Origin of the sequence: Kitasatospora sp. NPDC056138 (genome assembly GCF_042264695.1) — a bacterium.
Classification (GTDB): Bacteria; Actinomycetota; Actinomycetes; order Streptomycetales; family Streptomycetaceae; genus Kitasatospora.
In genome coordinates this window covers 1-26,657 of the sequence record NZ_JBHJVK010000058.1, presented here as the reverse complement: position 1 = coordinate 26,657, position 26,657 = coordinate 1, and the positions used below count along the sequence as shown (strand labels likewise).

The 26,657-nt window shown below is 73.7% G+C and carries 21 protein-coding genes; 16 read left to right on the top strand and 5 right to left on the bottom strand.

The genetic code is table 11. The features are described from left to right. Positions 1 to 169: 169 nt before the first annotated feature. Together ACFC1R_RS28770 and ACFC1R_RS28765 are read left to right on the top strand one after the other, a co-directional pair. The gene (locus ACFC1R_RS28770; RefSeq protein ID WP_375943507.1) at positions 170 to 1,045 is read left to right on the top strand and encodes a GNAT family N-acetyltransferase; all 876 of its coding nucleotides are present in this window, start codon (positions 170 to 172) and stop codon (positions 1,043 to 1,045) included. A 59-nt stretch (positions 1,046 to 1,104) separates the two neighbouring features. Then, positions 1,105 to 1,674 (top strand): GNAT family N-acetyltransferase, encoded by a 570-nt coding sequence (locus ACFC1R_RS28765; RefSeq protein ID WP_375943469.1) that lies wholly within the window; start codon positions 1,105 to 1,107, stop codon positions 1,672 to 1,674. Here ACFC1R_RS28765 and ACFC1R_RS28760 read toward each other — a convergent pair. Both ACFC1R_RS28760 and ACFC1R_RS28755 read right to left on the bottom strand, forming a co-directional pair. Continuing rightward, the gene (locus ACFC1R_RS28760; RefSeq protein WP_375943467.1) at positions 1,647 to 2,570 is read right to left on the bottom strand and encodes an aminoglycoside phosphotransferase family protein; all 924 of its coding nucleotides are present in this window, start codon (positions 2,568 to 2,570) and stop codon (positions 1,647 to 1,649) included. The two genes, ACFC1R_RS28765 and ACFC1R_RS28760, sit on opposite strands and share 28 nt — an antisense overlap. A gap of 176 nt (positions 2,571 to 2,746) precedes the next feature. Further along, positions 2,747 to 3,814 (bottom strand): DUF4439 domain-containing protein, encoded by a 1,068-nt coding sequence (locus ACFC1R_RS28755; RefSeq protein WP_375943465.1) that lies wholly within the window; start codon positions 3,812 to 3,814, stop codon positions 2,747 to 2,749. A 278-nt stretch (positions 3,815 to 4,092) separates the two neighbouring features. On the opposite strand from ACFC1R_RS28755, the gene rimP reads away from it, so the two are divergent. The 10 genes from rimP (at position 4,093) to ACFC1R_RS28705 (ending at position 17,710) form a co-directional block, all read left to right on the top strand. Then, entirely contained in the window at positions 4,093 to 4,641 is a 549-nt protein-coding gene (gene rimP, locus ACFC1R_RS28750; protein WP_375943463.1) for a ribosome maturation factor RimP, read from the top strand. Positions 4,642 to 4,688: 47 nt separating this feature from the next. Further along, the gene (gene nusA / locus ACFC1R_RS28745; protein ID WP_375943461.1) at positions 4,689 to 5,693 is read left to right on the top strand and encodes a transcription termination factor NusA; all 1,005 of its coding nucleotides are present in this window, start codon (positions 4,689 to 4,691) and stop codon (positions 5,691 to 5,693) included. A gap of 67 nt (positions 5,694 to 5,760) precedes the next feature. Beyond that, positions 5,761 to 6,054: a YlxR family protein gene (locus tag ACFC1R_RS28740; protein ID WP_375943459.1), complete on the top strand. Its 294-nt coding sequence runs from the start codon at positions 5,761 to 5,763 to the stop codon at positions 6,052 to 6,054. A 194-nt stretch (positions 6,055 to 6,248) separates the two neighbouring features. Further along, a complete protein-coding gene (gene infB, locus ACFC1R_RS28735; RefSeq protein ID WP_375943457.1) occupies positions 6,249 to 9,407 on the top strand; it encodes a translation initiation factor IF-2 in 3,159 nt (1,052 codons plus the stop codon). Between the two features lie 130 nt (positions 9,408 to 9,537). After that, positions 9,538 to 9,834, top strand: a complete 297-nt coding sequence (locus ACFC1R_RS28730) for a DUF503 domain-containing protein (RefSeq protein WP_375943455.1) — start codon at positions 9,538 to 9,540, stop codon at positions 9,832 to 9,834. Positions 9,835 to 9,987: 153 nt separating this feature from the next. Further along, on the top strand, positions 9,988 to 10,431 hold the full coding sequence (gene rbfA / locus ACFC1R_RS28725; protein WP_375943453.1) for a 30S ribosome-binding factor RbfA: 444 nt from the start codon (positions 9,988 to 9,990) through the stop codon (positions 10,429 to 10,431). A gap of 125 nt (positions 10,432 to 10,556) precedes the next feature. Next, complete coding sequence (locus tag ACFC1R_RS28720) at positions 10,557 to 11,561, top strand: bifunctional oligoribonuclease/PAP phosphatase NrnA (protein ID WP_375943452.1); 1,005 nt, start codon at positions 10,557 to 10,559, stop codon at positions 11,559 to 11,561. Positions 11,562 to 11,671: 110 nt separating this feature from the next. Beyond that, positions 11,672 to 12,577 carry a tRNA pseudouridine(55) synthase TruB gene (gene truB / locus ACFC1R_RS28715; protein ID WP_375943450.1) on the top strand — a complete coding sequence of 302 codons (906 nt, stop codon included), beginning with the start codon at positions 11,672 to 11,674 and terminating at the stop codon, positions 12,575 to 12,577. 329 nt (positions 12,578 to 12,906) lie between these two features. Then, entirely contained in the window at positions 12,907 to 16,635 is a 3,729-nt protein-coding gene (locus ACFC1R_RS28710; protein ID WP_375943448.1) for a serine protease, read from the top strand. Positions 16,636 to 16,702: 67 nt separating this feature from the next. Beyond that, the gene (locus ACFC1R_RS28705) at positions 16,703 to 17,710 is read left to right on the top strand and encodes a bifunctional riboflavin kinase/FAD synthetase (RefSeq protein ID WP_375943446.1); all 1,008 of its coding nucleotides are present in this window, start codon (positions 16,703 to 16,705) and stop codon (positions 17,708 to 17,710) included. Positions 17,711 to 17,777: 67 nt separating this feature from the next. On the opposite strand, the gene ACFC1R_RS28700 is transcribed toward ACFC1R_RS28705, so the two are convergent. The 3 genes from ACFC1R_RS28700 to eccE all read right to left on the bottom strand — a co-directional run bounded on the left by ACFC1R_RS28700 (position 17,778) and on the right by eccE (position 22,340). Next, positions 17,778 to 19,988: a MinD/ParA family protein gene (locus ACFC1R_RS28700; RefSeq protein WP_375943444.1), complete on the bottom strand. Its 2,211-nt coding sequence runs from the start codon at positions 19,986 to 19,988 to the stop codon at positions 17,778 to 17,780. 322 nt (positions 19,989 to 20,310) lie between these two features. Next, complete coding sequence (locus tag ACFC1R_RS28695) at positions 20,311 to 21,078, bottom strand: hypothetical protein (RefSeq protein WP_375943443.1); 768 nt, start codon at positions 21,076 to 21,078, stop codon at positions 20,311 to 20,313. Further along, a complete protein-coding gene (gene eccE, locus ACFC1R_RS28690; RefSeq protein ID WP_375943441.1) occupies positions 21,078 to 22,340 on the bottom strand; it encodes a type VII secretion protein EccE in 1,263 nt (420 codons plus the stop codon). The genes ACFC1R_RS28695 and eccE overlap by 1 nt, the downstream gene beginning before the upstream one ends. A gap of 375 nt (positions 22,341 to 22,715) precedes the next feature. Between eccE and ACFC1R_RS28685 the strand changes: the two genes are divergently transcribed. The 4 genes from ACFC1R_RS28685 (at position 22,716) to mycP (ending at position 26,612) form a co-directional block, all read left to right on the top strand. Continuing rightward, positions 22,716 to 24,326 carry a type VII secretion protein EccB gene (locus tag ACFC1R_RS28685; RefSeq protein WP_375943439.1) on the top strand — a complete coding sequence of 537 codons (1,611 nt, stop codon included), beginning with the start codon at positions 22,716 to 22,718 and terminating at the stop codon, positions 24,324 to 24,326. Positions 24,327 to 24,517: 191 nt separating this feature from the next. Beyond that, positions 24,518 to 24,817, top strand: coding sequence for a WXG100 family type VII secretion target (locus ACFC1R_RS28680; protein WP_375943437.1), 300 nt, complete (start codon positions 24,518 to 24,520; stop codon positions 24,815 to 24,817). A gap of 76 nt (positions 24,818 to 24,893) precedes the next feature. Continuing rightward, on the top strand, positions 24,894 to 25,190 hold the full coding sequence (locus ACFC1R_RS28675) for a WXG100 family type VII secretion target (RefSeq protein WP_375943435.1): 297 nt from the start codon (positions 24,894 to 24,896) through the stop codon (positions 25,188 to 25,190). Positions 25,191 to 25,331: 141 nt separating this feature from the next. Then, positions 25,332 to 26,612 carry a type VII secretion-associated serine protease mycosin gene (gene mycP, locus ACFC1R_RS28670; protein ID WP_375943433.1) on the top strand — a complete coding sequence of 427 codons (1,281 nt, stop codon included), beginning with the start codon at positions 25,332 to 25,334 and terminating at the stop codon, positions 26,610 to 26,612. Positions 26,613 to 26,657 lie beyond the last annotated feature (45 nt).

Below are 26,657 nucleotides of genomic sequence, written 5' to 3'. Positions count from 1 at the left end.
GGGGTCGTCCGTCCACGGACGGCCCCGCGGCGTGCTTCCGGGGGCCGCCGGAGTAGGGTGCCCGGAGTCCGACGTCCCGGGCGGTGCACCCTCGCTCGCGGCGACGGGACCGGCCGGACCGGGCCGGGCAAGTTCGATTGGTGAGGTGGCTGTGCTCGATCGTGGTGTGATGCTTCCCGGGCCCTTCCAGGTTGCCCGCGCCCTTGCCACCACCCGGATCCTGGACACCGCGGACCTCGACGCCGCCCTGGAGATCCTGCACCGCGACCCGGTCGCCAACGCCTTCGTCGCCACCCGGGTCGAGGCCGTCGGACTCGACCCCTGGCGGCTCGGCGGCGAGATGTGGGGCTGGTTCGACCAGGACGGCCGGCTCGGGGCGCTCTGCTACGCCGGGGCCAACCTGGTCCTGGTCAACGCGGGGCCCGACGCGGTCCGCGCCTTCGCCGAACGGGCCCGCAGGCAGGGCCGCCGCTGCTCCTCGATCGTCGGCCCCGCCGAACCCACCGCCGCCCTCTGGGCGTTGCTGGAGCGCAGCTGGGGAACGCCGCGTGAGGTCCGCGCCCACCAGCCGCTGCTCGCCACCACCGAGCCCGCCGCCGAGGTGGTGCCCGACCCGCTGGTCCGCCGGGTCGGGAAGAACGAGATCGAGGCGCTGATGCCCGCCTGCGTGGCGATGTTCACCGAAGAGGTCGGCATCTCGCCGCTGGCCGGCGACGGCGGTCTGCTCTACCAGGCCCGGGTTGCCGAACTGGTCTCCTCCGGGCGGTCGTTCGCCCGCTTCTCGGAGGACGGCGAGGTGCTCTTCAAGGCCGAGATCGGCGCCGTCACCGCCGGCGCCTGCCAGATCCAGGGCGTCTGGGTGGCACCCGGGCACCGTGGGCAGCGGCTCTCCGAGTCGGGCATGGCAGCCGTCCTGGACTTCGCGCTGCGCGAGGTCGCACCCGTGGTCTCGCTGTACGTCAACGACTACAACGTCCGGGCCAGGGCGGCCTACCACCGGGTCGGCTTCCGCGAGGTCGGCGCCTTCATGAGCGTGCTGTTCTGACCGGACGACCTGTCCTGAGCAGGCCACCGCGTGCGGCTTGTAGTAGTAACGTCCCGGTCATGGAGCAGTTGACCGAGGTGGCGATCGAGGCCATCGACCTGGCGGCCTGGGCGCCGTACGCACTGGACGTGCAGGCGGTCGCCTTCGGGCTGCGGCCCGAGGAGGTGGCGGTCCGGCTGCAGATCGTCGCGCGGCACGCCCAGCAGCCCGGGGTGATCGCCCTGGGCGCGCTCAGCGGTGGCCGGCTGGTCGGCTTCGGCTACGGCATGCCCAACCTGCGCGAGCACTGGTGGAGCACGGTGATCGAGCCCTACCTGGCCGCGGGCGGGCACGAGCACTGGCTGGACGGCGTGTTCGCCGTGACCGAGCTGCACGTCCTGCCCGAGTTCCAGGGCCGCGGCATCGGCAGCTCACTGATCCGCACCCTGTGCGAACGCTCCGGACTGCCGCGCAGCATTCTCTCGGCGATCGACGCCGAGACCCCCGCCCGGCGGCTCTACCGCTCACTCGGTTACCAGGACCTGGCCCGGCAGGTGCTCTTCCCGAACACCGTCCGCCCGTACGCGGTGATGGGCGCACCGCTGCCGCTGCTGACGAGGGGTCAGAGCCAGGCGGCGAACTCCAGGTAGAGCTCCGCGCTCGCGGTGTCGCCCGACTCCAGGCTGCGCAGTCCGGCCGCGACGGTGCGGAAGAGGGTCCAGCCGCGCAGCCGTTCGTGCTCCACCTCGACCGCGTCGGCGAGCTGGTGCAGGCGGCGGCGGGTCGCGGCACGCGGGCCGGGGGAGCCGGCCAGGGTGTCCATCCGGTCCTGGGCCAGCCAGGCGAGGTCGAAGGCGCGTTCGCCCACCAGCGGCTCGGGGTTGACCGCCAGCCAGGGCGCCCGGTCGGCGGCCAGCACGTTGCCGTGGTGGAAGTCACCGTGCAGCAGCACGCGTTCGGGCTCACCGGCGAGCAGCCCGGCGGCCGTCTCCAGGGCCTCGTCGACCAGCGGCCGGGTCTCGGCGGCCTCGGGCAGCTCCCGGCGACGGCGCAGTTCGACCGCACTCTCCCCGACCCGGTCGGCGACCGAGGCGAACGGGTGCCCCTCGGCCGGCGCCACCCACAGCCGCTGGAGCAGACCCGCGGCCTCCAGCATCGCCTTGGCCTCGGCGAGCGAGCGGAGCGGGATGTCGCCGTGCAGCCGCTCCAGCAGCAGCACCCCGGTGGCCGGGTCGGCGTCCAGCAGCAGGACGGCGCTGCGCCCGGCCCAGTGCCTCAGCGCCGCGTGCTCGTACGCCGTGGCAGGGGTGACGGGCTGGGCCTTGAGGACGGCGAGCGAGTCGTCGGGGCGGCGCACGTAGGCGATCAGGCTGAACTGCCCGCCGGGCTCCCCGATCCGCTCCAGGGTGAGGTCCCAGCGGGCGAGGTGCTCGCGGAGGGTCTCCGGGAGGGCGGCCAGCCAGGCCGTGCCCGCTGCACCGCCGGTGGCCCGGACGGTCGCCGCCAGGCGCTCTGGGACGGTGAACTGCCCTGGTACTGGCGACATGCTGGGGCCTCTCGCTCCGGTACTTCACCCTGGGACACTGCTCGCCCATTGTCGGCCATCGGAGCGAAACCGCTGGTCAGGCACACAGACGGGCCGACCGTCGGGGTGGCGCTCGGCTGGCCGCGCGCGCCTGTGCGGCTCCCGGGGAACCTGCGGGGAGTACGGCCGGCCGCGCACTACCCGCTCGCGCTCGGCCCGGTGCCGGGCTCGGGCAGGCCGGGCAGCGCGGAGAGGTCGGCGCCCCAGTGGGCGGCGCGCAGGGCGGTCTCGCGCAGGCTGGTCGCGGCGGTGCCGCGCAGCGGTCCCGTGGTGACGGCGACGAGGCCGGCGTACACGCCGGTGAGCTGGGTCTCGATGTGGGCGGCGAGCCGGCCGGCGGTGGCGGCGTCGGTGACCTGGAAGGGCAGGCGGTAGCCGGGTGCGGCGGCGGTGGGGGTCGCGCCGCCGGAGCCGAGCAGCCGCTGCCAGTCGTCGCGCCGGGCCTGGTGGGCGGCGTACGAGGTGTAGCCGTCCTGGCGCTGGGCGCCGGCGGTGAGCCAGGCCCCGACCACGCCGTAGCCGTAGACGGCGGCGTGTTCGGCGGCCAGGGCGCTCTGCAGCCCGGCGGTGGCGGCGCTCGGCAACGGAGCCGGGCTGCCGGAGGTCGACGGGGCCGACGGGCTGGACGAGGCGGACGGGGCGAGCGAGGCGGTGCCGCCCGAGGGCGCCGGGGCGGGTGCGGGGACGGTGATCTGGCCGGTGTCGCCGAGTGCGGCCGCGTGCAGGGCGTCCGAGGCCGAGACCGAGGCCAGCAGCCTGGCGAGGGCGGGTGAGGCGGCGTCCAGGTCGGCGAGCCTGGCACCGGCGGCCTGCCGTTCGGCGGCGGCGAGCGCGGCCACCGAGTTCACCGCGCTGCCGGTCGGCCGGGCGCCGGGCGAGCCGCCCGCGCGCGGCGGGGTCGGCGGGGTGCTCGCGCCGGCGGACGGGAGGCCGGTGGCCAGGGCCGCGCGGTGGACGGCCAGGTCGGCCCGGAAGGTGCGCAGCCGGTCCGCCTGTGCGGCGCCGGGTCCGCCCAGGACGGCGTCGTAGTCGGCGAGCAGGGTGTCGGTGGTGGCCACCGCGCGGGCCCGCAGCGGCAGGTCGGGATCGGGCCGGTCCGCACGGGTGCCGTTGTCGCCGCCGCCACCACCCGTGCAACCGGAGAGGACCAGGGCACCGGTGAGTGCGCCGAGGCCCAGGAGGGTCCGCCGGGTGGGGGACAGCATCGTCGCGCTCCCGCAGGGTCAGGGGATGGGGGCATGGGAGACGGCGCGCCCCCCGCTGTCGTGAATCATTACAGAGTCACCACGGCCGTCAGCCGTGGTCGCGGCCGCTACGTCAATGTGATGTTCCTCGCAGCCCGGACGGGCGGGCGCCCGGCAACAGGGTGCACCCGGGAGTCGTGCCGCCCGGCGGAATCGGCGGTTTTGGGGTTGACCGGATAGGCTTCGCGTTGACTTAAGCACCAACCGACAACAGCAGACGCGGCCGAGGAGTCACCCGGATGAGCACCACCCCCACTGACCGGCTGCGCACGCTGCTCGAACCGCTGGCCGCCGACGCCGGACTGGACCTTGAGGACGTCAAGGTCACCCAGGCGGGCAGCCGCCGTCAGGTGCAGATCGACGTGGACGCCGACGGCGGTGTGGACCTCGACGCGATTGCCGAGTTCAGCCGTCTGGTCGGCCAGGCGCTGGACGACTCCGACGTGATGGGCGACGCCCCGTACCTGCTGGAGGTCGGCTCGCCGGGTGCGGAGCGCCCGCTCACCGCGCCGCGCCACTGGCGCCGGGCCGAGGGCCGGCTGGTCAAGGCCACGCTGGCGGACGGCGGCGAGATCGTCGCCCGGGTCCTGACGGCCGACGAGGACGGCGCGCTGGTCGAGGTGCAGCCGGTCAAGGGCCGCGGCCGGGCCAAGGAGCGCCGTCTGGAGTACACCGAGGTCGCCAAGGCCCGGGTCCAGGTCGAGTTCAACCGCAAGGAAGACGAGAAGCTCCTGGACGAGGCCGAGGACTTCGCGGCGGACGACGCCGACGACGCCTCCGACGACTGACGAGCAGGCTGAACCATGTACGTGATGAGAGAAGAGGAGGCGTAGCCGTGGACATCGACATGAGCGCCCTGCGTGGGCTGGTTACCGAGAAGGGCGTTCCGTTCGACCTGCTGGTCGAGTCGATCGAGTCGGCCCTCCTCATTGCCTACCACCGGACCGAGGGCTCCCGCCGTCGGGCCCGGGTCGAGCTGAACCGCAAGACCGGGCACGTCACCGTGTGGGCCCTGGAGGACCCGGCGGAGCTGGAGGAGGGTGTCGAGCCGAAGGAGTTCGACGACACCCCGAGCGGCTTCGGCCGGATCGCCGCCTCGACCGCCAAGCAGGTCATCCTGCAGCGTCTGCGCGACGCCGCGGACGACCAGACCTTCGGCGAGTACCTGGGCAAGGAGGGCGACATCGTCACCGGTGTCGTCCAGCAGGGCAACGACCCGAAGAACATCCTGGTCGACATCGGCAAGCTGGAGGCCATCCTCCCGCCGCAGGAGCAGGTCCCGGGTGAGGACTACAAGCACGGCACCCGGCTGAAGTGCTACGTGGTGGCCGTCCGCCGCGGCGTGCGCGGTGCCTCGGTGACGCTCTCGCGGACCCACCCCAGCCTGGTGAAGAAGCTCTTCGCGCTGGAGGTCCCGGAGATCGCCGACGGCAGCGTCGAGATCGCCGCGATCGCCCGTGAGGCCGGCCACCGGACCAAGATCGCGGTCTGGTCCCGCAAGCCGGGCCTGAACGCCAAGGGCGCCTGCATCGGCCCGATGGGCAGCCGGGTGCGCAACGTGATGGGCGAGCTGCACGGCGAGAAGATCGACATCGTCGACTGGTCGGAGGACCCGGCCGACATGGTCGCCTCCGCCCTGTCCCCCGCCCGGGTGACGAAGGTGGAGATCGTGGACTACGCCCAGCGCTCCGCCCGGGTGATCGTCCCCGACTACCAGCTGTCGCTGGCGATCGGCAAGGAGGGCCAGAACGCCCGCCTCGCGGCCCGTCTGACCGGCTGGCGGATCGACATCCGACCGGACACCGAGGCGCCGGCCGGGGAATCCCCGACCGAGCAGTAAACGTATCCGCCGTCCCGCTGTGATCGGCGGGGCGGCGCCATGTCCCTTCGGAGGGGTAGACTTGAGCGTGTCTGGCCGGACGCATGTCCGCGCATGCCCGGAACGCACCTGCGTGGGCTGCCGCAAGCGCGCGGCCAAACACGAGCTGTTGCGTGTCGTGGCGGTCGAGGGCGTCTGTGTCCCCGATCCGCGCGGCGCACTGCCGGGGCGGGGTGCGCATCTGCACCCCGAGTCGGCCTGCCTCGACCTCGCGGTACGTCGACGGGCGTTTCCCAGGGCCTTCCGGCTCCAGGGTGTGCTCGACACCGACGCGCTGCGCGAGTACGTCGGTGAGCGGGTAGGCGAGACCTCGGCGCCCTGAGTTCTCAGGCGCGGCGAAGCACCACAGCAATGCACAGCGCATGGCACCCAGGTGCACTGCGCGACACGTCAGGTACCTCGCGAGATGGAAGTAGGTCGAGATTGCGATGAGCACTCGATGAGTACGCGATGAGTACGCCCATGAAGTAGCGACAGTCCGGCGGACACGACCCCGGACACGTAGACAGGAGCGAAGTGGCTAAGGTCCGGGTATACGAACTCGCCAAGGAGCTTGGCTTGGAGAGCAAGGCCGTCATGGCCAAGCTCACCGAGCTCGGTGAGTTCGTCCGTTCGGCGTCCTCGACGATTGAGGCGCCGGTCGTTCGTAAGTTGACTGACGCTTTGGGAGCGACGCCGCCTGCTGGTGGTTCCGCTGCAAAGCCTGGCCCGCGCAAGCCCGCGGCGCCCCAGCCCGCCGGTGCCACCGGCGCGGCAGCACCCAAGCCTGGTGCCCCCACCCCTGGCCCGCGCCCCACGGCGACCCCGGGCCCCCGTCCCACCCCGGCCGCGGCGGCGCCTGCTGCCCCGGCTGCCCCCGCCGCGCCCAAGCCGGCCGCTGCGACCCCGGGCCCGCGCCCGGCCGCGCGTCCCGCCGCGCCGGCTCCGGCCGCCCCGGCGGCCGAGTTCTCCTCCCCGGCTCCCGCCGGTGAGGCCCCGGCCCGTCCGGCTGCTCCGGCGCCGCGTCCGGCCGCTGCCGCCCCGTCCTCGGGTGCCCGTCCGGGCCCGCGTCCGGCTGGCCCGCGCCCGGGCAACAACCCCTTCACCTCGGGTGGTGCCACCGGCATGGCCCGTCCCGGCGACCGCCGTCCCGGCGGTGGCCAGGGTGACCGTCCGCGTCCGGGTGCCGGTGCTCCCGGCCAGGGCGAGCGTCCGCGCCCGGGTGGCGACCGTCCGCGTCCGGGTGCCGGTGCTCCCGGCCAGGGCGAGCGTCCCCGTCCCGGTGGCGACCGTCCGCGTCCGGGTGCCGGTGCTCCCGGCCAGGGCGAGCGTCCCCGTCCCGGTGGCGACCGTCCGCGTCCCGCCGCCGGTCCCGGTGGCGCGCCGCGTCCCGGTGGTCCGGGTGCCGGTGCACCGCGTCCCGACGGGATGCCCCGTCCGGCCGGCCCGCGTCCGGGTGCCCCGTCCCCGTCCGGCATGCCGCGCCCGAACCCGGGCATGATGCCGCAGCGTCCGGCCGGTCCGGGCCCGCGTCCCGGCCCGGGTGGCCGTGGTCCGGGTGGCCCCGGTGGCCGTCCGGGTGGTCCCGGTGGCGGCGGTGCCCGTCCGGGCTTCGCCGGCCGTCCGGCCGGTCCGGGCTCGCGTCCGGCCGGTGGCGGCTTCGGCGGCCCCCGTCCCGGTGGCGGTGCCCCGGGTGGCGGCGGCGGCTTCGGCCCGCGTCCGGGTGGCTTCGGCGGCCGTCCGGGTGGTCCGGGTGCCCGTGGTGGCACGCAGGGTGCCTTCGGTCGCGGTCCGGGCGGTCGCCCGGCGCGTGGCCGCAAGTCGAAGCGGGCGAAGCGCCAGGAGTACGAGGCCATGCAGGCCCCGTCCGTCGGCGGTGTGATGCTGCCCCGCGGCAACGGCCAGACGGTCCGCCTGTCGCGCGGTGCCTCGCTGATGGACTTCGCGGAGAAGATCAACGCCAACCCGGCCGCGCTCGTCTCGGTGATGTTCAACCTCGGTGAGATGGTCACCGCGACCCAGTCGGTCTCCGACGCGACCCTCGAGCTGCTGGCCGGCGAGATGGGCTTCGTCCTGGAGATCGTCAGCCGGGACGACGAGGACCGCGAGCTGCTGGAGTCGTTCGACATCGACTTCGGTGCCAACGAGGGCGACGAGGACATGCTGGCCCCGCGCCCGCCGGTCGTCACCGTCATGGGTCACGTCGACCACGGTAAGACCCGCCTGCTGGACGCCATCCGCAAGTCCAACGTGGTGGCCGGCGAGGCCGGTGGCATCACCCAGCACATCGGTGCCTACCAGGTCGCCACCATGGTGAACGGCGAAGAGCGTCCGATCACCTTCCTCGACACCCCGGGTCACGAGGCGTTCTCCGCCATGCGTGCCCGTGGTGCCAAGTCCACCGACATCGCGATCCTGGTGGTCGCGGCCAACGACGGTGTCATGCCGCAGACGGTCGAGGCGTTGAACCACGCCAAGGCCGCCGGTGTGCCGATCGTGGTCGCGGTCAACAAGATCGACGTCGAGGGCGCCGACCCGACCAAGGTCCGCGGTCAGCTGACCGAGTTCGGTCTGGTGGCCGAGGAGTACGGCGGCGACACCATGTTCGTCGACATCTCCGCGCGCCAGGGTCTGCACATCGACCAGCTGCTGGAGGCGGTCGTGCTGACCGCCGACGCCTCGCTCGACCTGCGGGCCAACCCGGAGCAGGACGCGCAGGGTATTGCGATCGAGGCCCACCTGGACAAGGGCCGCGGCGCCATGGCGACCGTCCTGGTCCAGCGCGGTACCCTCCGCGTCGGTGACTCGATCGTGGTCGGCGACGCCTACGGTCGCGTCCGCGCCATGCTGGACGAGAACGGCAACCACCTCGAAGAGGCTGGCCCGTCCCGTCCGGTGCTGCTGCTCGGTCTGACCTCGGTGCCCCGCGCCGGCGACAGCTTCATCGTCGTCGAGGAGGACCGCACCGCCCGCCAGATCGCCGAGAAGCGTTCGGCCCGTGACCGCAACGCCGCGTTCGCGCAGCGTCGGGTCCGGATCTCGCTGGAGGACCTGGACAAGGCCATCGCGGCCGGCTCCATCGAGCAGCTCAACCTCATCATCAAGGGTGACGTCTCCGGTTCGGTCGAGGCCCTTGAGGACGCCCTGGTCAAGCTGGACGTCGGCGAGGAGGTCGAGCTCCGGGTCCTGCACCGCGGTGTGGGTGCCATCACCGAGTCCGACGTGGACCTGGCGATGGGCTCGGACGCCATCATCATCGGCTTCAACGTGCGCGCGGAAGGCCGTGCGCGCACCGCGGCCGAGAAGGAAGGCGTGGACGTCCGGTACTACTCGGTCATCTACCAGGCGATCGAGGAGATCGAGTCGGCCCTCAAGGGTCTGCTCAAGCCGGAGTACGAGGAGGTGCGCCTCGGCTCCGCGGAGATCCGCGAGGTGTTCCGTTCCTCCAAGTTCGGCAACATCGCCGGTGTCCTGGTCCGCGAGGGCCTGCTGCGCCGCAACGCCAAGGCCCGCCTCATCCGCGACGGCAAGGTCGTGTCGGAGAACCTCACCATCGAGGGTCTGCGCCGCTTCAAGGACGACGCGACCGAGGTCCGCGAGGGCTTCGAGGCCGGTGTGACCCTGGGGTCGTTCAACGACATCAAGGTCGAGGACATCATCGAGACCTACGAGATGCGCGAGAAGCCGCGCGCCTAAGCGTCGGCTGCCGGGGCCGGTCCGCGGGATGATTATCCCGTCGACCGGCCCCGGTCTCGCTGTGTAGGGTCCTGGTACGCCCCTGTTCAGGGGACCTACGAGGCCTTCAGGTCGGCGAGACCTGCCTTACATGTTCGTGGGAACACTCACCTTCGACCTGCTCCTCGGCGACGTCCACTCGCTCAAGGAGAAGCGCTCGATCGTGCGGCCCATCGTGGCCGAGCTGCAGCGCAAGTACAGCGTGTGCGCAGCGGAAACCGGGAACCAGGATCTGCACCGCAGGGCCGAGATCGGTCTGGCGGTGGTGGCCGGCGAGGCCGGGTACGTCACCGAGGTCCTGGACAGCTGTGAGCGGCTCGTCGCCGGCCGCCCCGAGGTGCAGCTGCTCTCCGCCAGGAGGCGCTACCACCATGACGACGATGACTGAGAAGCCGGGTGCGGCGGTGCGGAAGTCACCACCGTCACACCGGCGAGGACCGACAGCGCCCACAAGGCTGGGCGCGGGCAGGTACGTTGGGGCGTGGGCCCCGCCGGGTGGAGCACTGACCCGGGTACCGAGCCCACCGTACGAGGAGGCAACGTGACCGACACCGCAAGGGCGCGCAAGCTCGCCGACCGCATTCAGGTGGTTGTGGCCGAGACCCTGCAACGACGGATCAAGGACCCCCGCCTTGGCTACGTGACCATCACGGACACCCGGGTCACCGGAGACCTGCGCGAGGCCACCGTCTTCTACACGGTCTACGGCGACGAGACCGAGCGCGAGGCGACGGCCGCAGCGCTGGAGAGCGCCAAGGGCGTGCTCCGTTCCGAGGTCGGCAAGCAGACCGGGGTGCGCTTCACCCCGTCGCTGACCTTCGTCGCGGACGCCCTGCCGGACAACGCCCGGAACATCGACGACCTGCTGGACAAGGCGCGGCTCTCCGACGCCGCCGTCCGGACGGCCGCCGCCGGAGCGACGTACGCCGGGGACGCGGACCCCTACCGGGTGCCGGGCGCCGAGCGCGACGACGAGGACGAGTAACCGTGACACCCGAGCCGGTCACGGCCGGCCAGGGGGCATCTTCCACCGACACGGTGGAGGGTGCCCTCGCGGTGCTTCCGGGGCCTCGCACTGAGTCACCGGGTGCCTCCGGCGGGTCGGCGGCGGTGCTGGGCCCCGGCGGGGCGTTCGAGCCGGAGTGGCAGCGGGTGGTCCAGGCGATCCGGCGGGCCGGGACGGTCGACCTGATCTGCCACATCAACCCCGACGGGGACGCGCTCGGTTCCGCGCTGGCCGCCGGGATGGCTCTGCGCGGGCTCGGCCACCGGGTCCGGGTCTCCTTCGGAGACGACCCGCAGGTGATCCCCGAGTCGCTGGCCTTCCTGCCCGGACAGGAACTGATCGTCCCGGCCGCCGAGGTGCCGCAGGTCCCGGAGCTGGTGATCTGTCTCGACGTCGCGGCCGAGAGCCGTCTCGGGCTGCTGCACGAGAAGGCGTTCGCCGCCCCCGTGCTGATCGCGATCGACCACCACGCCTCCAATCCGGGCTTCGGTACCCACCGCCTGATCGACCCCACCGCCCCGGCCACCGCCGTCCTCGTCGACGAACTGCTGCGCCGCCTCGGGGTACCGCTCGACCAGGACCTCGCCACCTGCCTCTACACCGGGGTCGCCACCGACACCGGCTCCTTCAGGTACCGGGCCACCACCCCGGCCACCCACGAACTCGCCGGGCGGCTGCTGGCGACCGGCATCCGGCACGACCTGATCTCCCGGACCCTGTGGGACACCTCCTCCTTCGGCTACCTCAAGGTGCTCGCCGCCGCGCTCGACCGCGCCGTGTACGAGCCCGAGGCGGCGGGCGGCCTCGGACTGGTGTGGACCTGGGTGCCGTACCAGGACCTCGCGCTGTTCGGCGTGACGGTCGAGGAGATCGAGGGTCTGATCGACGTGCTGCGCCGCCCCGCCGAGGCGGAGGTCGCGCTGGTGCTGAAGCAGGACCCGGACGGCACCCTGCGCGGCTCCTGCCGGGCCAAGGGCGCGGTCGACGTCGCTGCGGTCTGCGCCGGACTCGGCGGCGGCGGACACCAGTTCGCGGCCGGGTTCGCCGCTCGCGAGGAGGTCCCGGTGATCGTCGAGCGGTTCCGGGCCGCGCTCGCCGCAGGCCGTTGAGCTCCGGACCGCGACCGTTCCGCACCCGTCCCGCACCTGTTCTGCACCTGTTCCGCACCGACCTGAACCGTTCCGTATCAACCCGTACAGACCCGCACAGAGAAGAACTGATGAAGCGTAAGGGAACCGGCCCCGACGGCCTGGTCATTGTCGACAAGCCGGAGGGCCTCACCTCGCACGGGGTGGTCGCCAAGATGCGCTGGCTGGCCGGGACCCGGAAGGTCGGGCACGCGGGCACGCTGGACCCGATGGCGACCGGCGTCCTGGTCATCGGCGTCGAGCGGGCCACCCGGCTGCTCGGGCACCTGATGCTCACCGCCAAGACCTACGAGGCGACCATCCGGCTCGGGCAGAACACGATCACCGACGACCGCGAGGGCGACGTCACCTCCTGCGCCGACGCCTCGGGCGTCGGGCGGGAGCTGATCGACGCGGGGATCGCCAAGCTGACCGGCGAGATCATGCAGGTCCCGTCCAAGGTCAGCGCCATCAAGATCGACGGCAAGCGCTCCTACCACCGGGTCCGGGAGGGCGAGGACTTCGAGATCCCCGCCCGGGCGACCACCGTCCACTCCTTCACCGTGCACGAGCAGCGGGCGGCCGTCGCCGAGGACGGCACCCCCGTGATCGACCTCGACGTCACCGTCGAATGCTCCTCCGGCACCTACATCCGGGCACTGGCCCGTGACCTCGGCGCCGACCTCGGGGTGGGCGGCCACCTGACCGCGCTGCGCCGCACCAAGGTCGGGCCGTACGGGCTCGACTCCGCGCGCACCCTGGAGCAGCTGGAGGAGCAGCTGGAGGTGCTGCCCATCGCGGACGCCGCGGACGCCGCCTTCCCGCGCTGGGACATCGACGCCGAGCAGGCCAGGCTGCTCTCCAACGGCATGAAGCTGAAGGCCCCCGGGCTGGGCGTGGACGGGCCGATCGCCGTCTTCGATCCGGAGGGACGCTTCCTCGCGCTGGTGGAGGAGAAGGGCGGCAGCGCCCGGCCGGTGGCTGTCTTCGTCGGCTGACCTCCTCGGGGCGCGGGGAACGGCCGCGCTCCCTGGTCGCACGGTTCCTCGGCCCTGCCTCGGAGCGTGCTGCCTGACCGTGGGGCGTGCGGGCGTTCCCCGCGCGCCTGTGGGTCCGCGCCTGCTGCGGCCCGTCAACCCCCGAAACCCCGGGCGCGGCAATCTCACCCGTACGAGCGGGCGCGCGAGGTGAACGCTCGGCGTGCAGGGCGTGGCTGTGGTGCCCCGCCCACGCCTGGGGGCAGGCTCCCGACGGGCGTGTACGGCAGCTGCGGCGGGCCACCCCGCAGGGCGGGGCCTGTTCGCGGCCCGGCGGGGGAGGCGGGCTGATGGCCGCTGGTCGGTGGTCTGATTCGGCTGACGGACGGCTCCGGACGGCAGCCGATCCGGGGCAGGCACTGCTGCGGATCTGCGGTCCGGACGGACGGACGCGGGGGCTCGGCTTCGTCGTGGACCTGCACGGCACCGTGGTCACCGCGCACGAGACGGTGGCCGGGCTGGACCGGCTGGTCCTGCACACCGAGGGCGGGCAGACGCGGGTGCTCGGCGCGGACTGCATCGAGGGGCTCGCTCCGTACGGCCTCGCGCTGGTGCGGACGGAGGCGGTCGGCGGTCTGCCGGTGCCGCCACTGCCGATCGGCGGTCCGGCCCGGGGCGGGGAACCGGTCGCGGTGCCGTACCTCCGGGACGACGGTGCGGTGGGGACCGGGCAGGGGGGAGTCCTCGGCGCGGCTACCGCGATGTACCCCTGGCGGGACGAGTTCCATCTGATCGCCGGTGCGCTGTGGCTGGACCTCTCGGCGGCCGGGGCGGTGTTCCCGGCCGGGGCACCGGTGGTGGACGCCGGGACCGGGGCCGTGCTCGGGGTCGTCGCACCGTCGTTGCCGGCCGGGCACGGGGGCGGCGCGGTGGCCGTCCCGTTGGTGCTGCCACGGACCGGTACGGGGCCCGGGAACGGGGCGGCCGGTGCGGCAGAGGCGCTGGCCGGGGCGGTGGCGCGGAACGCGGCCACCGTGCCCGCGTACGGGCGGGCCCTCAACCTGGCCGGGGTGCTTCAACTGGCCTCCGTGCAGCTGGGATCGGCCGTCGCCGGGCCGGGGCGGATCGCCGACCTGGCCGCCGACCGGGTGGACCGTCCGGACGGCCTCACCGGTGAGGAGCCGCAGGAGCCGCTCACCGTCCTGGTCGGCGCCCCCGGCAGCGGGCGCACCACCGAGCTGGCCGCCCTGACGGTCCGTCGGGCCGGTGGTCCGCACCCGCTGCCCACGCTCTGGCTGCGCGGGGCCGACCTGGGCCCTGCGGACGCGTCGCTGGTGGACGCGGTCGGCCGGGTGCTGGCCCGGGCGGCCGGACTGCTCGCCGTCGACCCGCCCGAACCGGGACGGGCCGCGCGGCTCTGCGCCGAGGCGGGGCGGCCGCTGCTCGTCGTCCTGGACGCCCCGGAGGAGGCCCCGGCGGCCGCCGGGGCTCCGTGGCTGCGCGCGACGTCCGAGTGGCTGAGGACGGCGGCGGCGGGGCTGCTGGTGGCCTGCGGGCCGGAGTGCTGGAGCGAGTGGGAGCGGGCGGACGGGTCGGGAACCGCGGGTGCCCGGGTGCACGGGCTCGGCCCGCTGCCGGAGGAGGCCGCGGAGCGGGCCACGCGGCGGTACGGGCTGGCGGGCAGGCCGCCGTCGGCGCCGGATGCGCAGGGCGGCACCGGGCCGGCCGCCTCGGCCCTGCCGCTGGAGCGCGCGGAGGCGGCGCACCCGGTGGCGCTGCGGATCGCCGGGGAACTCCAGGCGGCGGGTGTGCGGTGGCAGGGCACCGCTCCTCGGCGCGGTGAGCTGTTCGAGGGCTTCCTCGACCTCTCCTGCCTGCGGATCGCCCAGCGGCTGGCCGACGGCGGCACGGCGAGGCGGCCGGGTGCGCACCGCAGGGGCGGCCCACGGCAGGGCGCGGCCGAACCCGGCCGGGTTCGGCGGCTGGCGGTGGTGGTCGCCGGGCGGGTGCACGAGGCGGCCCGGCAGATGCTCGGATCGGGGCACGGAGGGCTGTCGGCGGACGCGTTCGAGCTGCTGTTCCCGGCCGCCGGCGGCTGGGCCTCGGCGGTACTCGGCGAGCGGCTCTTCGTCGCGGTGGGAGACGGATACCGGCTGGCCCACGAGGAACTCGGCGCGTGGCTGCAGGGCCGGCACCTGGACCTGGACGGCGCACTGCGGCTGCTGCTGGAGGAGGACGGCCCTGATGGGGCGGATGCCGTCGGGCCGCCGGTCGAGTCGGTCATGGACCCCGCCGGCGGCGAGGGGAGTGCGGAGCCGGGGGACCGGGTGGCGGGGGCGGCGGCCCCGGGCTGCGGCCGCCGGGTGCCGAGACACCGGGCCGGGCCCGTGGTGGTCGCGCTGACCCGGATCGGGGAGACCTGGGGTGCCGAGGCGCTGGACGGATGGCTGCACCGGCTGTGGCGGGCGCTGGAGATCGCCCCGGCCGACAGCGAGCCCGCCTGGTGGGCCGGACACCTGCTCACCGCCGTCCTGCGGTCCGGCACCGACCTCTCCGCCCACCGGCCCCTGCTGGCACAGCTGGCCGAACGCGGCGAGCGGACCGGCGCGTTCGGGCCCGGCTTCTGGGCCGCCCTGCCGCTGGCCCCCGCCGCCAGGCTGGACCTGCTCCGGTGCCTGGTCCGGGCGGACGGCCCCGCGCAGTCCTTCCGCGCCGCGACGGCCGAGGCGCTGGCCGCCGACCCGCACACGGTGATTCCGCTGCTGTGCCACTGGTTCGAGGACAGCCGCCGTCTCCCGGCCCGCCCCGACTGCACGGTCGCCGACCTGGCCCACGACCTGCTGTACGCGCACCGGAGGCTGGCGCTGGACGACCTGACGGAGTGCCTGGTGGAAACCGGCCATCCCCGGGCCGACGCGCTGCTCTCGCTGCTCGCGGCCGACGAGCCCTCCGCGCTCTGCCGCGCCGTCGACCGGTGGAGCCACGACCCCCGTCCCGAGCGGCATGTCGCGGCCGCCGTGCACGCGCTGCGCACCGCGCCGTACGCCACCGGTCCCGGCCCGGAACTGCTGCGTTTCACCGCCACCGCCCTGCTGGCCCGCGAGGACGAACCCTCCCTGCACGGTGCGGCGTTGGCGCTGCTGGTGCGCGACGGGCGGAGCCGGGGCCGGTATCTGGCGGCGGCGATCGCCCGGTACCTGGCGGACGACCCGTTCGTCACCGCCGAGGTGCTGGCCCCCGCCCTGGCCGAGGACCCGGAGCCCGTTCTGGCGGCGTTCCGGCAGCGCCTGGCGGCCCCGGACGCGGCGCTGGCCGAGGGCCTGCGGGTCCTTGCCGAGGTGGCGGACCCGGCGGTGGCCCGCCGGGGTCTCGACCTGGCGGCCGAGCTGCTGCACGGGCATCCCGAACGGGGCGGCCGGATCGCCGACTACCTGGACCGGCTGTTCGCCGGAGCGACGGAGCCGCAGGCCGGGGCGGGTCCGCAGCCCGCCGGTGCGGAGGCCGGGGAGCACGACGGCGCGCAGCGGGCCGAGCGGGCCGGGGACCGGGCGGTGCGGTCCGGTGCGGCCCGGCGGCTCTGCGCGGAGCCGCGGGAGGTGTGGCGGGTGCTGGCCCTCGGTGCCCAGCCCGCGCAGGTGCGGCGGGTCTTCGCGGTCCGGCTGGCGACGCCGGGGCCGCCCTCGCGCGGCCCGCTGCTGGACGCGCTGCTGACGGGAGAGCGCGACGAGGACGTCCTGGCGGCGGTGCTGGAGTGCCTGGCCGAGCGCTGTGCCGAGCACGATCCTTCCCGGGCAAGGGAGTTGGTCCGCCGGATCGCGCTGCGGACGGCCGAGGCGGACACCGTGCTGGTGCGCTGTGCCGGCCGTTCGGCGGAGTTCGCGCGGCTGCTCGCCGAGTGGCCGGCCGCCGAGAACCCGCTGGTCAGCGGTCCGCTGCTGACCCGGATGCGGGCCCTGGTCGCCGCCGGCCGCGACCCGCAGTACGCCGCGGCGGAGGCCGAGCGCGGCGCCCTGCGCCCGCAGCCGCGCGAAGTGGGCCTTCCGGTGCCGAAGCAGACTCGGGCGCATGGCACGCTATAGGGGTTCAGGGTTTGGAACGTAAGAGCGTACAGAGCGTGCGCCAGGTACGGAACGAGGAGCGGTCAGGGTGCAGCGCTGGCGTGGCCTGGAGGAGGTCCCCGCGGACTGGGGGCGCAGCGTCGTCACCATCGGCTCGTTCGACGGTGTGCACCGGGGTCATCAACTGATCATCGGCCGCGCGGTCGAGCGCGCCCGCGAGCTGGGCGCGCGGGCGGTCGTGGTGACCTTCGACCCGCACCCGAGCGAGGTGGTCCGTCCGGGCAGCCACCCGGCGCTGCTGGCGCCGCAGCCGCGCCGGGCGGAGTTGATGGCCGGGCTGGGGGTGGACGCGGTGCTCGTGCTGCCGTTCACACCGGAGTTCTCCAAGGAGTCGCCGGAGACCTTCGTCCAGCAGGTGCTGGTGGACGCGCTCCGCGCGCGGCTGGTCATCGAGGGTCCGAACTTCCGGTTCGGGCACAGGGCGGCGGGCAACGTCGAGCTGCTCGCCGAGCTCGGGCGGAAGGCCGACTTCGAGGTCGAGGTGGTGGACCTCCAGGTGTGCGGGGCGGCCGGGGACGGGAAGCCCTTCTCGTCGACCCTGGTCCGGCGGCTGGTCTCGGAGGGGGACATGACGGGTGCGGCAGAGGTGCTCGGACGTCCGCACCGGGTCGAGGGCGTGGTGGTCCGCGGCGCGCAGCGCGGACGGGACATGGGCTTCCCGACGGCGAACGTGGAGACGGTGCCGCACAGCGCCGTCCCGGCCGACGGGGTCTACGCGGGCTGGCTGACGGTGCTCGGCGAGCCCGGTTCCGCCGCCTTCGGACCGGTGGGCGGCCACCCCCAGCCGGAGGACGGGCGGGGGGTGAGCATGCCCGCCGCGATCTCGGTGGGGACCAACCCCACCTTCGACAACGCCAACCGCACGGTGGAGGCCTACGCGATCGACCGGATCGGCCTGGACCTGTACGGCCTGCACGTGGCGGTGGACTTCCTCGCGTACCTGCGCGGGATGGAGAAGTTCGACTCGGTCGAGGCGCTGCTGGAGCGGATGGCCGACGACGTCAAGCGGGCGCGCGAGATGACCGACGTGCGCTGAGCACCGGCCGCGACCGGCGGCGAACGCAGCGGACCCCGCCGACCTCAGGTCGGCGGGGTCCGGTCGTTCACTGCTGCGGGGGCGGCGGGTAGCCGTACCCCGGCGGGGGCGGGGGCTGCTGGCCGTCCTGCGGCGGCGGGTAGCCGTAGCCGGGGCGCTCGCCGCTCTGCTGGGACCAGTCCGGCTGCGGCGGGGCCGGGTACCCGGGCGGCGGCGTCTGCCCCGGCTGGGGAGCCCAGGGAGCGCCGGGTGCGGGCTGTCCCGGGTAGCCACCGGGCGGGGGCGGCGGGTAGCCGCCCTGCTGCGGGTAGGGCTGCTGCGGTTGCTGCTGCGGGTAGCCGCCGCCCTGCGCCGGGCCCTGCGCGGGGTTCTGCTGCGGGTACGGCTGCTGCTGGGCCCAGGAGCCCTGCGTCGCCTGCTGGGCACGGGCGATGTCCTCGCCGACCAGGGTGGCCAGCTCGAAGTACGCGTCCCGGACCTTGGGCCGCATCATCGCCAGGTTGACCTCGGCGCCGGCCGCCAGGCTCTCGTCGAACGGCACCACGACGACGCCCCGGCAGCGGGTCTGGAAGTGCGCGACGATGTCCTCGACCTTGATCATCTTGCTGGTCTCGCGCACCCCCGAGACCACCGTGATCGAACGCTGCACCAGGTCGGCGTAGCCGTGCGCGGAGAGCCAGTCCAGCGTGGTCGAGGCGCTGCTGGCACCGTCCACGCTGGGCGTCGAGACGATGATCAGCTGGTCGGCCAGGTCGAGCACCCCGCGCATCGCGCTGTACAGCAGGCCGGTGCCGGAGTCGGTCAGGATGATCGGGTAGTGCTGCCCGAGCACCTGGATGACCTGGCGGTAGTCCGAGTCGTTGAAGGTGGTCGAGACGGCCGGGTCGACGTCGTTCGCCAGGATCTCCAGGCCCGAGTTGAGGTCCTGCGAGGTGAACTGGCGGACGTCCATGTAACTGCGCAGGTGCGGGATCGCCGTCACCAGGTCGCGGATGGTCGCACCGGTCTGCCGCTTGATCCGGCGGCCGAGCGTACCGGCGTCCGGGTTCGCGTCGATCGCGATCACCTTGTCCTGGCGTTCGCTGGCCAGGGTGGCCCCGAGCGAGGTGGTGGTCGTGGTCTTGCCGACACCGCCCTTGAGGCTGATCACCGCGATCCGGTAGCAGCTCATCACCGGCGTACGGATGATCTCCAGACGGCGGGCCCGGTCGGCCTGCGCCGCCTTGCCGCCGAACTGGAAGCGCGGTTGCTGCCGCTGGGCCTTGGGCTGTCCGCGCAGCAGGCGGTCGGAGGAGAGTTCGACGGCGGCGGTGTAGCCGAGCGCCGCGCCGTGGGCCATCGGCTGCTGACCGCCGGCCTGCTGGAACGCCGCGGGTGCCTGCGGCGCGGCCTGCTGCGGATAACCCTGCTGCGGGTACCCGCCGGCCTGCGGCCAGCCGCCCTGCCTGGGGTCCACCGGAGGGGTGGGGGCGGCCGGACCGGGCGCGGCCGGGGGCTGCTGCCACGTGTTGGGTGCCTGGGGGGCCTGGGGCGCCTGGGGCGCCTGGGGCGCCTGCGGAGCCTGTGGCGCTGCGGCCTGCTGCTGCGAGAGCTGCGGCGGCTGGCCGGCCTCCTGCGGGTACGGCGGCTGGGCGGGGGCCGGTGCGGGGCCCGGCTGCGGCGCGGCGTCGGCGGCGGGCCAGGCCTGCGGCGGCGCCGGCTGCGCGGGCGCGGGGGCCGGGGGCGGGGGCGGGACGGGCGCGGCCAACGGCTGCACCGGGGCGGGCGCAGCGGGGGCCTCGGCTGCGGGCGTGGGTACGGCCTGCGGCGCCGCCGCCTCCACCGGGGCGGGCGCGGGGACAGGAACGGGCGTGGCCACGGGGGCGGGCGCGGGCGCGTACCCGGCCACGGGCTCGGCCGCGGGTGCCCCGGCGGCCTCGGCGGCCGGCGCGGGAACCGCCGGCGGCACGTGCGGCGGCTGCTCGCCACCGGGCTGCGCGGTGGGCTGTGCGGTGGCCGCCACTGGCGCCGGCGGGACGGCGGCCGGAGCCGGCTCGGCCGCCGGTACGGGAGCGGGCGCCGGTGCAGGCGTCGGTGCGGGTGCGGGAGCGGGCGCCGGTGCAGGCGTCGGTGCGGGTGCGGGTGCGGGTGCGGGGGCCGGGGCGGCGGGCGCGGCCGCCTGGGGCTCCGGGCTCTGGGTGTACCAGGACGGCGGCGAGTAGTCAGGAACGTCCGACCAGTCGTCGTCGTCCTCCGCCGCGTTGTCGCCGACGTAGACGCCGTCCCGATCGCTGCTCACTTGGACTCCCTCGTTTTCGCCGCCGCTGGTTCGCGGTGCCGTCCGGCAACAAGACTAGGACGTGATTCGTGGTCACCTGAAGGCGGTGCCCGAACTCACGCAGGGGTTCACGGGCCTTCACCAGGGCTTCAAGGCGCGATGACAACCGCCTTTGGAGTGAATCTCACCGGCTGTTCACCTCGTCCCCCGTTCCCGGGCCCGGAGGCCGCCGGGCAAGCCGTCAGGGGCGCGGAGCTCCGCCCGGCCGACCGGGTGCGCGGTCGACCGGGCGGAGCCTCACGCCCCTGGCGGATGCCTGCGGCATCGCGGAACTGAGCCGTGCTCAGTCCATCCGGCGCGGGCCGCCGAGCAGCTGGCCCTCCGCCTCGCCGGGGTCGGTCATCACGAACTGCTGCCGCATCCTGGTGGCCCAGAGCGTGATGTTGTCGGGCAGCGTCGGCAGCGATGCCACGTCCTGGTCGCCGAGCGACAGGACCCGCGCGACGACCTCGGCCTCCTGCGGCGAGATCCGCTGGACGCCGACCAGGTCGGCGGCGTTGAGCACGCGGGCGGCGTTCGGGCCCAGGTACGGCAGCAGGGTGAGCGTGGTCTGCCACGGGGTGGCCGACAGCCGGCTGCGCGGCGGCCGGACACCGAGGTCGCGGACGACCAGGACCGGCGAGGTCACCGAGGCGCCCTGCGCGCCGAGCCGTCCGACCTGGTGCACCGTCACGCAGGGCTGGCCGCCGCCGGCCGCCTGGGCCAGCGGGCCCCACGCCTGCGGACGCCCGCTCTCCACCGCGACCCGGGCGCCGGTGGCGGCCGCCCGCAGCGCGATGATCTGCGCCGTCCACATGCCGCCGACCAGCACCACCTCGTACGGGCTCGGCCGGAACAGACCCAGCACGGCGGGCTGCCGCTGCGGGTCGACACCGATGACCACGCCGTCGTCGCCGACCGGGAAGGACAGCGCGGCGAGGTCCTCGGCGGAGAGCACGTGCCGCTCGCGGCGCGGGCCGCGCAGGCCGAAACCGGGACGGATCCGCAGGGCGGTCCGGGTGCGGTCGGCCTCCGGCTCGGCGGGCTGGGTGGGGTAGGTCTGATAGGCCATCAGGAAGTCCCTCCCAGGGGCAGCGTGGCGAGCAGGCCGGGCGCCTGCTCCTGGTCGAGCCGGGTCAGGCCGACCCCGGCACTCTGTGCGCGGGTCTCCACGAGCCGCCCGACCTGGGCGACCTCGCTCTCGCTGCGCCCGGTCACCCGGACGTGCCCGCTGATGCCGACCGCGCCGCCGGTGCCCCGGCTCGCGGTGAGGCTGAAGGTGCTCGCCAGTGCCGGGGTGCCGGTGACCAGGTTGACCAGGTCGGGGGCGGCGATCCGGCCGGGTGCACCGCCGGGGCGGCTGAGCTGCGGCCACTTGGAGATCCAGTACGTGCTGTGCCAGCGGTCGTCGATCCGCCAGAACTTGCGGCTCTCCTGGGTCCGGCGGCTGCTGCCGCCACCGCCGCCGGTGCCCTGACGGCCCGCCACGGCGATCGGGTTGGCGCAGATCGAGATGGCGAGGGCGGCGATCAGCTCGCGCTCGTCCAGTGCGGTCGCGGTGAACCCGGCCCCGTTGAGCCGTCCGGCCAGCTGGTCGGTGACCCGCTGGAGTGCCTTGCGGGCACCCTCCTCGCCGCCGCCCCGGGCCAGGACGGCGGTGGCCGCCGCCTCCGGGTCGAGCTTGAGCGCGACCCAGGTGAGCCGCAGCCCCGGCGTGCTGAGCCCGTCCGGCAGCTGGTGGTAGGCGCGGGTCGCGAGCGACTGCTCGGGCAGGTGCGGCGCGGGCGCGGGCTGGGTGTGCTGGACCAGCTGGACGGACTCCAGGGCGATGTCGTCCACCTGGAGCGCCGAGCAGATGACGTCCAGCGGCAGCGGCAGGGCCGTGCGAGCGGGCCGCAGCGGCTGGTCCTTGGCCTGCACCAGCAGGACGGAGGTCAGGAACGTGCCGTCGCCGACCATGCCGGTCTCGCGCCGGAACGGCCGGCCGCCGCCGAGGTCGGCCTCGGTGGCGTGGGTGTAGGTGCGCAGCGCCGGTTCGACCTCCAGCGCGGGCGCCAGGGCCGGGTCGGTGCCCGGCGGCGGCACGTTGAGCTGGGCCTGCTTGCGGCGGGCGCTGTGCGCCATGCGCACCTGCAGGCCCTCGGGCAGGCTGCGGCCGTTGAGCGGCAGCACGGCGATCACCACCAGCAGCACGGCGGGTACCGCGAACACCCCGGCCATCGCCTTGCTGATGGTCCAGCCGACCGCGACCAGCGCGGCCGCGACCTCGATCAGCACGAGCTGCTGCAACCGCAGCCTGGTACCGAGCAGGCCGGGACGCGGGTGGATCTTCACCGCGACCGGTGCGGTGGCACCTCCCGCGCGGGCCGACGTCGAGCGGCGTGTGCCCCTGCCCCCGTTCCGTCGGCCGCCGTTGCCCCTGCCGTGCGATGTGCTGCGTCGCTCTGGAGCGGTCTGGCTTGGCATCCCCCGCGTGAACCTCTCTGATCAGATATCACGGCCCGGTTGGCTGGTCGGCAGACCGGACCCGTACCGTACTCACCGTCTGCTGCCGCATCGTAGAGGCTTTGCATCGTAGAGGGTTCGCTGCACCTCGTGCCCGCCGGGTGGCAGACTCGCGCATGGACCAATCGTGCTGACGTACGCACAGGTGCCGGGCCGAGGCTGTCGGGCCAGCCCGGCTGACGGTCGAACAGGGGAGACGACGAGATGGCATCACGCCGGGACGAGCTGAACGCCTACACCTTCGCGCGCAAGCGCACGGTGGGCGCCTTCCTCCAGCCAGGTGGCGGCGGCAGCGACGAGGACGCCCCGCGTCCGGTGCGTGCGGTGCTGCCGAGCCTGGTGGTGGCGGCCGTCGTGGTGGCGGGCTTCGGGATGTGGGGCGTCATCAAGCCCACCGCGCCCAAGGGTTGGGACGACGGCAAGAACATCATCCAGGGCAAGGACTCCACCACCCGCTACGTGGTGCTGGTCGATCCCAAGACCAACGACAAGGTGCTGCACCAGGTCCTCAACATGTCCTCGGCCCGGCTGGTGCTGCCGGCCGGGGCCAAGGTCGTGCCGGTGGTGGACTCGGCGCTGGACGCGTACAAGAACCACGGCGCCACCATCGGCATCCCGTACGCCCCGGACCGGCTGCCCCAGCCGGACGACGCGGGAACGTCCAAGCTGTGGTCGGTCTGCGACCGTCCCGGCCAGGGGGAGATCCAGGCGACCGTCAACCAGTCGCTGTTCATCGCGGCCGACGCCGACGCCAAGACGCTGCACCGGTCCGACCTGATGCTGGCCCCCGGACAGTGGCTGTTCGTGCAGGGCCCGCTGGACGGTTCGAAGGACAACGACGACAAGGACCGTCCGGGCAGCGAGTACCTGGTCGACTCGGCCGGCATGAAGCACGCGCTCGGTGACTTCAACACCGACCCGCTCGACCGCCGCGCGATGGAGTCCGCGCTGTTCGGCAGCGACGCCAAGCCACAGCAGGTCACCAAGGAGTGGCTGGCCACGCTGGGAGACGGGGCACCCGTCAAGTTCCCCACCATGCCCGGCTCCAACACCCTCGGCGCGCGGTCGTCCGTGAAGCTCTCGCAGGCGAGCGAGCAGAAGGTCGGCCGGCTGCTGTCCTTCCAGAACAAGACCTTCTACGTGGTCGGGGCACAGAAGCTCTACCAGATCTCCGCTTTCCAGGCCGAGTTGATGCGCAACAGCCGGTCGTTGAAGGACATCTACTCCGGTACGCCGAAGCTGGCCGAGCTCTCGCCGGCCGACTACGCGAACCTCAAGGACAGCTTCGACACCAGCATGGTGGACGGCGACCCCAAGGACATGCCGAAGGAACAGCCCTCCGAGCACGCGGTGAACAACGGCAAGGCGGCCCGTACGGTGCTCTGCAGCACCTTCGAGGGCTGGGCCGCCGACAAGAGCGTCAAGCGCTCGGTGTGGGCCTACACCGACTATCCGGCGCAGGTCAGCAGCGGCTCCGCGACCGCGCACGTCTCGCCGGGCCACGGCCTGCTCTTCCGGGCGGTGGACGGCAACGGCGGCGTGGACAGCTCGGGCAGCAACTTCCTGATCACCGAGACCGGGCTGCGCTACTCGGTGCCCAGCAACAACGACGGTCCCAGCGGCCAGGGCGCGCCCGCGCCGAGTGCGTCCGCCGACCCGCAGGGCGGCGCCGCGCAGCCGCAGGCCAATGAGGCGCAGGCCCGGCTGGGCTTCGACAAGGTGCCGCCGACCCTGGTTCCGCGCTGGTGGTCCGACCTGGTTCCGGCCGGTCCGGTGCTCAACACCTACGCCGCGCTGCAGGCCCAGAACGCCTGACAAGGACGCGTGACACTGCGTCAGTTGACGGGTTGGCGCAGTGTCATGGTCTGGTAACTGCCGCACTCCCGGTGTTGGGTGACTTGCGGTTGGCGACTATTGTGCTGGATGGCATCACACCGTGATGTTTGACGGATGGTCTGCGCCAGGACCGTCGGTCAGGATGTCTGTCTCATGGGGGACGGTGGACCATGGCTGGTCAGTTCACGACGACCGCTGAAGAAATGACTGCTTTCGCCAACCGGATCGGTGAGGTGAACGGCCAGATCCAGGGCGAGATCAAGCGGCTCAACACACTGGTCGACGAGATCAAGTCGGGCTGGCAGGGTCAGGCCGCTGCGGCCTACCAGCAGCTGCAGACGCGTTTCAACGACGACGCGACCGCGCTGAACAAGGTGCTCGACGAGATCAAGCAGGCGATCGAGGCCACGACCAAGGCCTACTCGCAGACCGAGCAGGAGCAGCAGTCGTCGATGAGGGGCTCGTTCTGAGCCACGGGCGCCGCAGCGCACCGTAACTCATCGGCCGTTCTGACGGCCGCCACGATTTCACTGAGAGGAAGACACCGTGTCCGACGCGCACATTCTCGTTAATTTCTCCACCATTCAGAACGCCAGCCAGGAGGTCCGCCAGACCGCCTCGCGCATTCAGTCGCAGCTGGACGAGCTGAAGGCCGGCGTGAGCCGGATCGCCAGCAGCTGGCAGGGCTCGGCGCAGGAGGGCTACCAGGCCCGCCAGCGCGAGTGGGACACCAAGGCCGCTGACCTGCAGCAGGCCCTGGGCCAGATCGCCACCTCGCTGGACAACGCCGCGCAGAGCTACCAGTCGACCGAGCAGCGCAACTCGGCCATCTGGGGCCAGTAAGCCGAAGGCCCCGTCCGCGGGGCACGGCAGTAGCGCACATCGGGGCGGGCGTCCATCCGGGCGCCCGCCCTGGGCCTGTTCCAGGCACCGGCGCGCGGTCCGCCGCGCGCACGACATCGGGTGGATCAGAGGGGAAGACAGGTGTCGTTGGGGACCTACCGCAGGGCTGCCGCCGGACTGGTCGCGCTGGGGGTGATCGGCACCGTGGCGGGCGCACCCGCGTACGCGGCGCAGCCCGCGCCGGGGTCGGGCGACGGCGCGGCCGTGCACTGGTCGCCGCTGGGGATCGCGGCGGCGGCGGACTGCAACTTCCCGGCCGCGGACGTGCAGGGCGTGCCCTGGGCACTCCAGCGGGTGCTGCTCGACCAGCTCTGGGACGGCGGCAAGTCGCGGGGCGCCAACGTCACCGTCGCGGTGATCGACACCGGGGTGGACGACAGCAACCCGCAGCTGGCCGGCCAGGTGGTGGACGGCGGCTCGCTGCTGATGGACCAGTCGACCAAGAAGCTGGTGGACGGCAACGGCAAGGACGACACGGTCGGCCACGGCACCAAGGTGGCGGGCATCATCGCGGCGAAGCCGCTCCCGCAGAAGACGGGTTTCGTCGGACTGGCGCCGGACGCCAAGATCCTCTCGATCCGGCAGAACGACAGCCAGGGCAACGGCGACGTGGGGACCCTGATCGACGCGATCAAGATCGCGATCAAGAACAACGTCGGCGTCATCAACATCTCCCAGGACGTCCGCGCGACCGACGACAGCGGCAACTTCGACCGCAAGAACGACCTCCGGGACGTGCTGAAGCAGGCCGACGACCAGGGCATCGTCGTGGTCGCGTCGTCGGGGAACGACGGCCGTGAAGGCCCCACGTACCCGGCGGCCTTCGACACCGTACTGTCGGTCGGCGCCTCGGACCGCAACAACGAGCGGGCCCCGTTCTCGCAGTACGGGGACTTCGTGAAGGTCGCGGCGCCGGGTGTGGAGATGCTCTCCACCGTCCCCAAGGGCGGCCAGTGCGTCGACAACGGCACCAGCTTCTCCTCCCCGTACGTGGCCGGGGTGGCCGCGCTGCTGAAGGCCAAGTACCCGAAGTGGACGGCCGCGCAGATCCGGGCCCGGATCGAGCAGACCGCGCAGCGCAACGAGCGGGGTTCCAACCGGTTCGTCGGCTGGGGTGTGGTCGACCCGGTGAAGGCCGTCCGCAGCGATGCCAAGCCCGAGGAGGCCCCGGTGCCCGACGCGCCGGTGCAGCTGGACACCACGAAGATCGTCGCGCAGCCGCTCGGCCTCGGGGAGACCCAGGCCCAGCGGGACAGCCGGACCGGCACCTACGTGGTGGGGGCGGGCGCGCTGCTGGTTGCGGGTCTCGCGGGCGGTTCGATCGTGGTCCGGGACCACCGCAGGCGTCGCGGCGAATCCTGATCCGACGGCCGCGGGCCCGGCTCCCCCTCGAAGGGGAGCCGGGCC

Coding starts and splice junctions, on each gene's coding strand:
- ACFC1R_RS28770 (WP_375943507.1), top strand. CDS start 170: ATGCTTCCCGGGCCCTTCCAGGTTGCCCGCGCCCTTGCCACCACCCGG.
- ACFC1R_RS28765 (WP_375943469.1), top strand. CDS start 1,105: ATGGAGCAGTTGACCGAGGTGGCGATCGAGGCCATCGACCTGGCGGCC.
- ACFC1R_RS28760 (WP_375943467.1), bottom strand. CDS start 2,570: ATGTCGCCAGTACCAGGGCAGTTCACCGTCCCAGAGCGCCTGGCGGCG.
- ACFC1R_RS28755 (WP_375943465.1), bottom strand. CDS start 3,814: ATGCTGTCCCCCACCCGGCGGACCCTCCTGGGCCTCGGCGCACTCACC.
- rimP (WP_375943463.1), top strand. CDS start 4,093: ATGAGCACCACCCCCACTGACCGGCTGCGCACGCTGCTCGAACCGCTG.
- ACFC1R_RS28730 (WP_375943455.1), top strand. CDS start 9,538: ATGTTCGTGGGAACACTCACCTTCGACCTGCTCCTCGGCGACGTCCAC.
- truB (WP_375943450.1), top strand. CDS start 11,672: ATGAAGCGTAAGGGAACCGGCCCCGACGGCCTGGTCATTGTCGACAAG.
- ACFC1R_RS28710 (WP_375943448.1), top strand. CDS start 12,907: ATGGCCGCTGGTCGGTGGTCTGATTCGGCTGACGGACGGCTCCGGACG.
- ACFC1R_RS28695 (WP_375943443.1), bottom strand. CDS start 21,078: ATGGCCTATCAGACCTACCCCACCCAGCCCGCCGAGCCGGAGGCCGAC.
- ACFC1R_RS28685 (WP_375943439.1), top strand. CDS start 22,716: ATGGCATCACGCCGGGACGAGCTGAACGCCTACACCTTCGCGCGCAAG.
- ACFC1R_RS28680 (WP_375943437.1), top strand. CDS start 24,518: ATGGCTGGTCAGTTCACGACGACCGCTGAAGAAATGACTGCTTTCGCC.